The organism is Nostoc sp. DedQUE08 (genome assembly GCF_034530895.1).
Classification (GTDB): domain Bacteria; phylum Cyanobacteriota; class Cyanobacteriia; order Cyanobacteriales; family Nostocaceae; genus Nostoc.
Genome location: NZ_JAVRCD010000118.1, coordinates 1 through 10582 on the forward strand (window position 1 = coordinate 1; position 10582 = coordinate 10582).

Sequence of the window (10582 nt, forward strand, 5' to 3'; positions counted from 1 at the left end):
AACAAATGAGTACTCCGAAATAACAAATGAGTACTCCGAAATAGCAAATGAGTACTCCGAAATAGCAAATGCGATCGCATCTGTAGTAGAAGTAGATGCAGACAGGCTTGCTCAAATGCTTCCACCTTTTGACGTAGAAATGCAGCATGAGCCAATTCGCCTATGTGGGGCTTGCTATGGTAAAGCACCTCGTCACCGAAAATGAAACACGACATGAAATTGGAGTGTAAAGCTATTAAACTTAAAAGGGTAGAGTAAGTTGGCTTCTTTCTCTACACCTGCAAAATTAGAAGCATAAGCTTGCCATAGCGGCAAACTTTTGAGTAAAGTCACAGACTGTAATTTAAAGCTTGGTTTTGCCGTACTTTAAAGTTTGATTTTGCCACTACATTGCCTCAATCCCAGTAAATCCGTTCCACGAATATCTATAATATAAGCAGTTTTTAAAGCCTGAGTTTGCCGGAATAGCAATTTTAAAGTTTGACATTGCCGAAATAGTCTGAACTTGTTATGGTGTTTTTATAGGTAAAATTGTACTAATTTTAGAGGAGATAACCATGCTCTACGATGTCGAGTTTCAAGCATGGTGTGATAGTTTGCGACTCTCCCAACAGCAAAGAGATTTGGTTAACCAAATTAGGACTTCCCCACCAGCTCGTAAAGTCAAAGGAGGAGGAAGAAACGTTCATGGTTTCTATGCTAGCTCAAAGATGGGTAGAACGATTCAATTTGAGTCTCATACTGTTGAATTACCAGCTATTACTCAATTTTATGAATATGATGACCAAGTTTTAGAATATTGGGATCAACCGATTAAATTCAGTATTAAATGCTCACCACAAGGTAAACAAGCCACAACTATCAGTCATTATCCCGATTTTTTTGTAATGAGAAAGAATTTTTGTGGTTTTGAAGAGTGGAAAACAGAGAAAAGACTGGAAAAACTTAGTGGGGAACAGCCTCATCGCTATCAAAAAATAGAAGGACAATGGGTGGATGTCATTGTTCAAGAATATATCGAAAGCTTAGGATATTATTATCGTCTTCGTTCTGATAGTGAAATTGATTGGATCAAATATCGCAATCAGAAATATTTACAATCCTACAAACAAGGATATTTAAATCAAGAATATATCCTTAATGACCAAATAGAAGCAAATGTTCAAGAGATTATCGTTAATTATCCCGGTATTAACCTCACCAATCTGCTTGAGAAGGCGAAAAATGCCACTATTGATGATATTAATACCTTAATTGCCCTCGAAAAAGTCTATGTGAATTTAAGCGAAGTAGCTTTGGTGGATCAAGAGAAAGTTCATCTATTCCGTGACCAAGCTACCGCAGAAGCTTATATCACGGTAACTCATGATTATTGTGAACCTGTATCCAGCAATGTGTCGATAGTTGAACTTAAAGTGGGGTCATCATTTTTGTTAGATGGAAAAAGCCTCACCATTGACCATATTGGGGAAAGTAAAATCATTCTTAGAGGAGAACAAGGAATTATTCGCTGGACTTATGCAGAATTTCAACAATTAATCGAATTAGGAGAAATTAGTAATCTTGAGACAGAAAACCACACAACTTTAGATGAGGAAGGATGGCAATACTTTCTAGAGGCCAGTCCTAAAGCCTTAGAAATTGCAAATTATCGTTATGCAGCTATTCAGCCTTTTTTAGGGAAAGAAGCTGATAATTCTCAAAAATGCGATGATCTATCAGAACGAACTCTACGCGACTGGAAAGCAAAATATCGAAAAGCCCAACAAAAATACGGATGTGGGTTTATTGGCTTAATTCCCCAATACAAAGGCAATCCAACCCCTCGTTATTCTGATGAAGATTTAGAATTTATTGATAAAGTCATTAAAGAACAATATGAAACTCCTAAACAAAAAAATGTTTGGCAGACGTATAAATTTTTAGAGGATAAATGGCAGAAAGAGGGACGAATTTCTCCTGTTCCCAGTCATACCTTTTATTACGAGAGAGTGAAAAAACGAAACAGCTATCAACAAACTAAAAATAGAAGGGGATCTCGTGCAGCGAATAATTTGTTGGGGCCTTGGTTAATTCAACCTACCACCCCCCGTCATGGAGATCGCCCGCTCGAAATCGTTCATATTGACCACACAAAGCTTGATGTTGAGTGTATCTGTCCCTATAGTGGCAAAAATTTAGGCAGACCTTGGGTAACAGGCATGATTGATGCCTATAGTCGGAGGATTTTAGCTTTATACCTTACCTTTGATCATCCGAGTTACCGTTCTTGTATGATGGCTATTCGCATCTGTATACAACGGTTTGGAAGATTTCCTGAATTGATTGTTGTGGATAACGGCAAGGAGTTTCGTTCTACTTATTTTGATACATTATTAGCGCGTTTTGATGCCAACAAAAAGCATCGTCCTAAGGATTGCCCTAAATTTAGTTCAATTATTGAACGTTGGTTTGGCTCACAAAATACTGAATTTATTAATAACTTGAGGGGGAATACCCAAATCATGAAGCACGTCCGCCTCGTTAAAAAAGCAAATAATCCCAAGAGTTTAGCTGTCTGGAATTTAGAAGAATTATACGATTATTTGGCATTTGGCTATGCTTATGGAGTTTATGATAAAGCAGAACATCCTGCTTTAGAAGGAATGTCGCCTCATAAGGCTTTTGAATTAGGGTTAGCTAAAACGGGACATCGCCCTCATCAATATATTAAGTATGATGAGCAATTCAAGATTTTAACCTTGCCGACGAACAATAAGGGAACGGCCAAAGTTATTCCTGGTCAAGGAATTAGAGTCAACTATCAAAATTATTGGACAGATGAATTTTACAGTGTTGAGAATCAATCTATTCCTGTTCGCTATGACCCACTAGATTATGGTGTTACTTATGCCTATGTTAATAATCATTGGGTAAAGTGTTTATCTAATTATTATATGAAGTTTCAAGGACATTCAGAAAAGGCAGTAGCAATAGCCACAACAATTTGCAGACGAAAACGGCAAATCTATAATCAAAGTCAATATGTAGGTTCTAAAGAGATTGTTGACTTACTTAATAATGCGGAAGAGCATGAAGAATTAATACTACAAATTCGTCGAGATCAATCTGCTAAATTAGTTTTCAATTTAATTGAAGGGAACCTGAGTAGTGCGGTATTATTAAATGTATCAAATATTGAGCAGCATTCATCTCAAGATAGTCAAACAATAGAAGAAAATCTAGATTTAATAGATTTAAAAGAAGAGAATTCACAGCCTAGTCTACCCAAAAAATTTAATCCTGATGAAATTCAGGTTTTTGCTGAAGAGGAATTGTGGTAATGGTTACAAATCGTCGTTTCCCTCAAGAATTTTTACAAGCACCAACTGATAACAAACTTAAGTATTTTAAAGATATAATTGTTCCTCATCGCAATATTAAACTGGTTCTAGAGCAGCTACTAAAAAATGCTATAGAACCGGATGATGCTTTAGTTTATCTGGTGTTTGGGGTAACAGGGGTAGGAAAATCACGGTTAAAAGCAGAATTTGAAAAACGATTGCTTAAACATTTTGCAGACAAAATTATTTCTAATCCAGGAAGCTTAGTGGTAGGAGGAATCGAGGTAGATGGTGCTGAAGGAGGAAAGTTTAACTATTCTGATTACTATATTCAAGTTTTGGAATCTTTGAAGGAAGTTTTAATTGATTATAAAGAAAATTATGGAGTTGATTTAGAGGATGACAACTCAGATAATCTAATAGGAGATCATGAAGGAAAAAATGCTAAAGCTTTGCGTCGAACAATGCAAAAGGTTTTTTTACACCGTCAATTAAAAGCTTATACCTTAGATGAAGCACAGCACTTATTTGATGTTGCAGGAGGAAGACAAATAAATGTTCAAATGAACTGGCTTAAATCACTGGCTAATAAAACTCAAACAGTTCATATTTTATTTGGAACTTATGAACTTTTAAAATGTCAAGAAGTCAATGGTCAAGTAGGAAAAAGAAGTGAAGATTATTATTTACCTCCCTACTATCTGACTAAATCAGAAGATCAACAAGAATTTATTAAGGTAATTAAGACTTTACAACAGTATTTGCCAGTTGAATATGAACCCCAATTAGAGGAACATTGGGAATATTTTATGGAATACTCGATAGGGTGTGTGGGCATTCTTAAAAGTTGGTGGTATCGCGCTCTCAAAAATGCGTTAGACGAGGGCGCTAGAACAGTGAGGATGAAAGATTTTAAAGCAAGGGAATTATCAGCAGGAAGACGAAAAACAATTCAAAAAGAGTTAGAAGCAGGAGAAAGCCGTTTATCTTTTCTATATAAGAACGAGGAAAAAGTTGAAAAGCCTGGATCTATCAATTCTCAACCAGTGAAAAAAGGTAGAAAAGTTGGGGAACGTAAGGTAGGGAGAGACTTAGTAGGAGTTAATCAAGAGGGATGAATATTTATGAGGAACTTTGGAGTCCAAAACCTCTAGAAATCCCTCAACGGAGTCGCTTATTTTGTCTTGAACCTGTGGGTGTGGGAACTACCCATACAGAAAGTCTCAGCAGTTATCTTAATCGTTTGGCACACGAGCATTGTTTAACTGCCCAGAAGCTTATTATGGGGGAAATTGCGCTACTTATTTTGGAAAATGAGGATAAATCGAAGTTACTGCAAAAGAGTGTCAGCTATTTATTAGGAAATGGCGATGCTAAACCGGCTATCAACGGAATGCGAGAAATGACAGGGAAGTTAGTCACTGTCTTAGAAGAGTTAACAATGCGTCAGGATTTACGTTTTTTGACTCTTTTAAACTGGAAAGGAATGATTTATGACAAGGGGTTATTTCGGAACTATCGCGCTTGGTGTCCTTGTTGTTGGAAAGAGTGGCAGCAGGAGAACAAAACTATTTATGAACCATTATTATGGTCATTTAAAAATGTAGAATTTTGTTTGATTCACAAACAGCGATTAGTAGAAGAATGTCCTCATTGTGGTTCGCGTTTACCTGTGATGACTAAGTTTTCACCTGCGGGATTTTGTTCTCGCTGTTATGGGTGGTTAGGACAGGAAATTAAAGGCGAAGAGGATATAGAGAAATATCGAGTTAATATTCAAGGAATTAGCGAATTAATTGCACTTACTCCCCAATTAGGATATAAACCCATCCCAATCGAGTTAACCCGAAAATTACAATTGATTTTGTTAGTATTTGAACAAACTATTGGAAAGGATTTGAAGTTATTGGGAGATTTAGGGGGAATCATGGAATCGTTGAGGATAGCCTCAACAACAAATCAAAGTCAACCTTATCATTTGGTAAAGTTGATTATTCCTGTGTGTGAGAAGGCGAAGATTAGTGTATCCCAGTTGTTTGGGTTAGATTTTAAGGAATTGGGCAAGATATTGTTCGGGAATTTTAGTCTGGAATTAAAGTTGTAGAACTTTAGTATAAATAAAGATTTATGCTTAGATGAACTGCAAATTCTACAGCAGCGAGTTTATGAAAATTTTTCAAGACTAAGCGATGTTTGATGCCTAGTTCTAGAGTAGCCCAAGATGAGCTTTGATAAACTTTTTCTATTTATTTTTCAATAGCTCAGAGTTCACCCCACCCATATTATTACCATAGCCCGTTCTTGTTCAAAGTTTTTTAATTCACGCAGATGATAGTGAAAAACTTTTCACAATCTTCAAAGTATCATCAACGTATTTACTGCTCTGTGCAATTAGCAAGAGCGATTATCTGCTTGCCTTCAGTTACCGACCCATGTCGCAATTCATAAATAGCTTGATGTAGTCAAGTGTGAGCATTACACGCTGCTGCGCCGTCACCTAACAGTCAGCCGCAGGCATCACCCTCTCTAATACCTGTGGGTCTGGTTGGTAAGGATAATTTCACCTCGATCGGCATAAGTAAGAAGCGATCTCTCTCACCCAAATCCCCTATTTCCGTTTCTTATTTTAACTAACTTCAAGTCATTGAAAGCGATTGCCCTGTTCGGGGTTATGAAGAATTTTGCATGTCCGCTTTCTTATTTTTGACTCCTAACTGGGGGGCGGTCGCCAAAAATAGCCCCTCGCTCTTTTAGCTTCTTCTTCATATCCTCTGTGAGACCTTTGCCGCTTCCAAAGTAAGCATTTGTAACAATAGTACTGTCTAGAATCACATCGTTCAGGTCAGCATCGCTCAGGTCGGCACCACTCAAGTTAGCACTATCTAGGTTGGCAGCCCTGAGGTTAGCACCACTCAAATCGGCACCGCTTAGGTTAGCACCGCTTAGGTAGGCAAGCCTCAGATCGGCATCTCTGAGATTTGCATTATTTAAGACTCGATTTCTAAGTGACTGATTAACAATCTCCCAAATCAAACGCCATTTACCCTCAATGTACGTTTTCTCATCAATCTTTACGCTCTTTAAGTTTGCATACCTGAAGTCGGCACCGATGAGGTCAGCACCGCTGAGGTCGGCACTGCTGAGGTCGGCACCGCTGAGGTTGGCACCGCTGAGGTCGGCACCGCTGAGGTCGGCACCACTGAGGTCGGCATTACTTAAATCTCGATCTGCTACTTGCTGATTAACAATCTCCCAAACTAAACGCCATCTACTATCAATCTGCGTCTCTTCATTAAGATTTACACCCCTGAGGTTGGCATTGCTGAGGTTGGCATTCCTAAGGTTGGCATTGCTGAGGTTGGCATTCCTAAGGTTGGCATTGCTGAGGTTGGCATTCCTAAGGTTGGCACCACTGAGGTCGGCACCACTCAAGTCAGTATCGCGGAGGTCAGCACCAATCAAGTCAGTATCGCTGAGGTTGGCATCGCTGAGGTTAGCATCGCTGAGGTTGGCATGGTTGAGGTTGGCATTGCTGAGGTCGGCACGGTTGAGGTTGGTATTCCTGAGGTTGGTATTCCTAAGGTTGGTATTGCTGAGGTTGGCACCGATGAGGTTGGCATTGCTGAGGTTGGCATTGCTGAGGTTGGCATTGCTGAGGTTGGCATTGCTGAGGTTGGCATTGCTGAGGTTGGTACCCCTGGGACTGGTCATGAAGTAGATATCGCTGAGGTCGACCTTAGGGATGTCGACATCCCTGAGGAAGGGATCGCTTAAGTCAGTACCACTCAAGTCAGCACCTCTGAGGTTGGCACCGCTTAAATCAGTACCACTCAAGTCAGCATTGCTTAAGTCAGTACCACTCAAGTCAGCACCTCTGAGGTTGGCACCACTCAAGTCAGTATCGCTTAAGTCAGTACCACTCAAGTCTCGATCTATAGCTCCCTGACTAACAATCTCCTGTACTAAATGCCATTTCTTATCAGACTCAGCACTTTCATCATTTAAGCTTTCGCTCAAAACTTGAACGCCTTCAACAGGAAAACCTGCTACTGTTTTTAGCTCTTTTGATTTGATGTGAAAGGCAAGCCGCTCAATATCCTCTGGAGAACCTTCAACAAATAATCTGATGCTGCCTTGTTTGATATCAGTGATTTCTATCGAATCTCCTAAATATTCTTGTACAGCAGATTGAATAATTTTCCAGTTTTGAACTGAATTTACATCACCTTTTAAGGTGATGACTGCTTTAATTTTTTGACTTTGTTTATCTATTACAGTTACTTGACGGTGTTCTGATTGCGCTTGCTCTACCACCCCATAACTATCAGGACTACTGTAACTACCTACTGGTAACTGCTTTGGCTGTGTTTCTTCTGTTAATCCTGCAATTTCTCTCCAATTCAATTTCAACGCCTCACATATCCTTTTAAAGGAATCAAGCTGAATTGGTGGCTCACCCTGAAAAAATTTTGTCACTGTACTACGAGACAAGAGTTGAGACTTTGCAAAGTTGCTTTTTGAATCAAACCCTAACCGGATCAAAGCTTTTTCTGCTATCTCAATACCTTTTGGAGATGATGTAATAGTTATTTTCCTGTTTTTTCTGCCAAGGCTAGGGTCTGTCATAGTTTGACTCGGTATTTAAAAAGCGATCGCTTAGGCAATCAAAACTTGGGCATCAAACAATCATAGAGCAATCACAAGTTATTTATAACACAATCTTTGCCTAGTCAATATTACAGGCATTTGGCTCGATATTGGAAGAATGAAGCGAAACACACAAAAAAACAAAATCTATGAGCCATAAGCCAGTTGAATCCAACATTCTCCAAGAACGCCTACGGCAAGCACGCTATAGCTTTAACCTTGCCTTAGTTGCCACGGGTCTATCTGCTTCCATCAGCCTTATAGGAGCCGGATTACTGTTGTCAGGCAAAGTTGCAGAAGGAACTTTTACTGCCATTGGAGGAATGACCGCGAGTGTCCAATGTATTCGGTTTGCCAGGGAAGTCAACGATAGGCTTGACAAAACTCCAGTCGAAATCAAAGACGCAGATTAAACTTGCACTGGTGAGGTGGCGATCGCTCTCATCCTCGCGCATCTATGATTCTGCTGAAAATTGCGATCACCCTGTTCAGGCTGATGAAAAACTTTTTACAAATCCTTGCGTTCGCCCTGCCCTCACCCCTCTGTAAAGATCCGGGGTCGATTGCTCTTGAGAAAGTTTGGCCATTAGACTTATCCATAAATTAGGTTTTGAGCCTTACTTTACAAGGCTTTGATACTCATTTGCGGATATGTCTATTGGAGGCGATGGACGTTACGTCTGCCCAATAATGCAGCTACTACTGTGACGCAGCAGATAGGCCAGCAGTTATACGATTTAGGGGAGTTGCTGCTGAAACGGTCTTAACTGGAGTTAGGCTTGCGGGTTGCCAAAAGCGATGCCAATAGTTGTAGAAGCAATCGCAATAATGGCGTTACTATTGATTAGCCGATAAAACCCAAGAGTTGGGTTACAAAATTAATGTGCACAAATCCGCTGAACAAGTTAACTCTGATTTAAAAAGACTTATAGAAGAAGCTAAATTGGTAAACCCCAATCTAGTTAAAAGACTTCAATACATACAAAGTTGGGTCTCCAAGAAAAAACCTGGACTTATTAAAAGCAAAAAACACTTGATGCAATTCCTTGAGGAATTGATAACTTTTACTGATAATTGGTTAAAAATTCAGTATTTACCCGCAGAAGATAGAGAACTCGTATTTGCAACACTACCCCAATGTGAAAGATATTGGTACGAACATTTATTTCCAGAATGGATTAATGAAAGAGATCCCAAGATTGAAATATGGAAACAAAAACTTTTAGATGGAAGTTTTGCTGGATCTGATGCACCGCGTATCAGCGGCATTCGACAACAAATAGAAAAACGTGGAGGTGATAGCTTTAGTCCTTACATTGCAGATTTGTCAATGGCTACAGACATAATTGCTGTGGGAAGTAGAGGCAAACCTCTATGTGTACAAATTACTACACTTAGACGGGAACTAACTGACAACAAACAGGATAAATGGCTAAAAACATTAAAACATTGGAAAATTGAAAAAGGGTTATTTATGAACTTTATTCCCACATTAAGTAATGTTAATTTTAAAATTGCATATTGTATCCTTGAACATAGTGACTTAAATCAAGATAGCTGTTATTGTTTAGCAATAGATACTAATTAAGGCATTAAGCTAATGTCCTTACCTATGAAGACCGCCAGAGAACAAAAAATTGATGAAGTTATGCAATCTCTCCAAAGAGCTAGGGATTTAGTGCGCTCTAGGGAGGAATTTGGTGTTGATGGAATTGATAACTTCGTTCAAAATGTAGAAGGAGACTGGCTAGAGCGCTGGCCTGCCGAGTCATCATTAAGCTTGCAAGAAACTATACAAAGCGGGCTAATAAAATTTGTTTGTTGTTTAATGGCATTTAAGGGTTGTAAATCTAATAACCCAAAAATGTTAATGCAATTTATAGTTTAAGGCTTACGACCACCCAATAATGTCTACCCCATCTCTTGCGGATGGGGTTAATTTTTGGCAGCAAGCCGCTCTTTGGAGCGATCGCCCTCACACCCCAACATCTATTTTTACTGTCGCCCCACCTTGGGGAATTGCTTCTAGCTCTTACGATCGCCCTTATCCCCCTAGCATCCATTTTTGCTGGTTTTAAATTGCCACAAAAACTATCTTCCCCTTGTGATCGCTTTTCAATGCTGCGCTTGCTGGTTGATTCGTTTACATATCTCGAACAACACTAAATTGGCTCTATGACCCCAATAGCAGCGACAACACTATTTAGATTTTAAAAAAGTATAAAAAGTATATTTCTTTTTTCTTAGAATGGTATATCAGATATAATGTTCAACTTATTCGTTACCTTCTGAAGTTCAGCGGCTTTTTTCTGAGACTCATTTACAAATAGTAGGACTGTCTGGGGCAGCTTCATAAGGGCGGTAAAATCATAGACTTGGGTGTCACTCAAATCCAAATGTTGTAATTGGCCCAGAGTAAACAGTGGTGACAGGTCTTGAATCGCGGTGTCACTCAAATCCAAATGTTGTAATTGGCCCAGAGTAAACAGTGGTGACAGGTCTTGAATCGCAGTCCTGCTCAAATCCAAATGTTGTAATTGGCCCAGAGTAGACAGTAGTGACAGGTCTTGAATCGCAGTCCTGCTCAAATCCAAATGTTGTAATTGGCCCAG

Annotated in this window: 9 protein-coding genes and 1 pseudogene; 8 read left to right on the forward strand and 2 right to left on the reverse strand. The window is 39.2% G+C overall.

What is annotated here, in order from left to right:
- The 4 genes and pseudogenes from RMY64_RS36245 to RMY64_RS36260 all read left to right on the forward strand — a co-directional run.
- A pseudogene (locus tag RMY64_RS36245) lies at positions 1-205 on the forward strand (hypothetical protein); the annotation flags it as partial.
- Between the two features lie 352 nt (positions 206-557).
- Complete coding sequence (locus RMY64_RS36250) at positions 558-3323, forward strand: TnsA endonuclease N-terminal domain-containing protein (protein WP_322702634.1); 2766 nt, start codon at positions 558-560, stop codon at positions 3321-3323.
- The gene (locus RMY64_RS36255; protein WP_322702635.1) at positions 3323-4441 is read left to right on the forward strand and encodes an ATP-binding protein; all 1119 of its coding nucleotides are present in this window, start codon (positions 3323-3325) and stop codon (positions 4439-4441) included. Before RMY64_RS36250 ends, RMY64_RS36255 begins: the two co-directional genes overlap by 1 nt.
- Positions 4438-5427 carry a TniQ family protein gene (locus tag RMY64_RS36260; protein ID WP_322702636.1) on the forward strand — a complete coding sequence of 330 codons (990 nt, stop codon included), beginning with the start codon at positions 4438-4440 and terminating at the stop codon, positions 5425-5427. The genes RMY64_RS36255 and RMY64_RS36260 overlap by 4 nt, the downstream gene beginning before the upstream one ends.
- A gap of 593 nt (positions 5428-6020) precedes the next feature.
- Here the strand turns inward: RMY64_RS36260 and RMY64_RS36265 are convergent.
- Positions 6021-7949: a pentapeptide repeat-containing protein gene (locus tag RMY64_RS36265; RefSeq protein ID WP_322702637.1), complete on the reverse strand. Its 1929-nt coding sequence runs from the start codon at positions 7947-7949 to the stop codon at positions 6021-6023.
- Positions 7950-8119: 170 nt separating this feature from the next.
- Between RMY64_RS36265 and RMY64_RS36270 the strand changes: the two genes are divergently transcribed.
- The 4 genes from RMY64_RS36270 to RMY64_RS36285 all read left to right on the forward strand — a co-directional run bounded on the left by RMY64_RS36270 (position 8120) and on the right by RMY64_RS36285 (position 10048).
- The gene (locus tag RMY64_RS36270) at positions 8120-8383 is read left to right on the forward strand and encodes a TRADD-N-associated membrane domain-containing protein (protein ID WP_322702638.1); all 264 of its coding nucleotides are present in this window, start codon (positions 8120-8122) and stop codon (positions 8381-8383) included.
- 470 nt (positions 8384-8853) lie between these two features.
- Positions 8854-9558, forward strand: a complete 705-nt coding sequence (locus tag RMY64_RS36275; protein ID WP_322702639.1) for a hypothetical protein — start codon at positions 8854-8856, stop codon at positions 9556-9558.
- A 12-nt stretch (positions 9559-9570) separates the two neighbouring features.
- Positions 9571-9858 carry a hypothetical protein gene (locus RMY64_RS36280; RefSeq protein ID WP_322702640.1) on the forward strand — a complete coding sequence of 96 codons (288 nt, stop codon included), beginning with the start codon at positions 9571-9573 and terminating at the stop codon, positions 9856-9858.
- Positions 9859-9877: 19 nt separating this feature from the next.
- On the forward strand, positions 9878-10048 hold the full coding sequence (locus tag RMY64_RS36285) for a hypothetical protein (RefSeq protein WP_322702641.1): 171 nt from the start codon (positions 9878-9880) through the stop codon (positions 10046-10048).
- 165 nt (positions 10049-10213) lie between these two features.
- Here RMY64_RS36285 and RMY64_RS36290 read toward each other — a convergent pair.
- Positions 10214-10582 (reverse strand): leucine-rich repeat domain-containing protein (locus RMY64_RS36290; RefSeq protein WP_322702642.1); only part of this gene is annotated, 369 nt, incomplete at its 5' end.

Excerpts from the sequence above, each read along its gene's own strand:
- RMY64_RS36250 (WP_322702634.1), top strand. The coding sequence starts at position 558 with ATGCTCTACGATGTCGAGTTTCAAGCATGGTGTGATAGTTTGCGACTC.
- RMY64_RS36255 (WP_322702635.1), top strand. The coding sequence starts at position 3,323 with ATGGTTACAAATCGTCGTTTCCCTCAAGAATTTTTACAAGCACCAACT.
- RMY64_RS36260 (WP_322702636.1), top strand. The coding sequence starts at position 4,438 with ATGAATATTTATGAGGAACTTTGGAGTCCAAAACCTCTAGAAATCCCT.
- RMY64_RS36265 (WP_322702637.1), bottom strand. The coding sequence starts at position 7,949 with ATGACAGACCCTAGCCTTGGCAGAAAAAACAGGAAAATAACTATTACA.
- RMY64_RS36270 (WP_322702638.1), top strand. The coding sequence starts at position 8,120 with ATGAGCCATAAGCCAGTTGAATCCAACATTCTCCAAGAACGCCTACGG.
- RMY64_RS36280 (WP_322702640.1), top strand. The coding sequence starts at position 9,571 with ATGTCCTTACCTATGAAGACCGCCAGAGAACAAAAAATTGATGAAGTT.
- RMY64_RS36285 (WP_322702641.1), top strand. The coding sequence starts at position 9,878 with ATGTCTACCCCATCTCTTGCGGATGGGGTTAATTTTTGGCAGCAAGCC.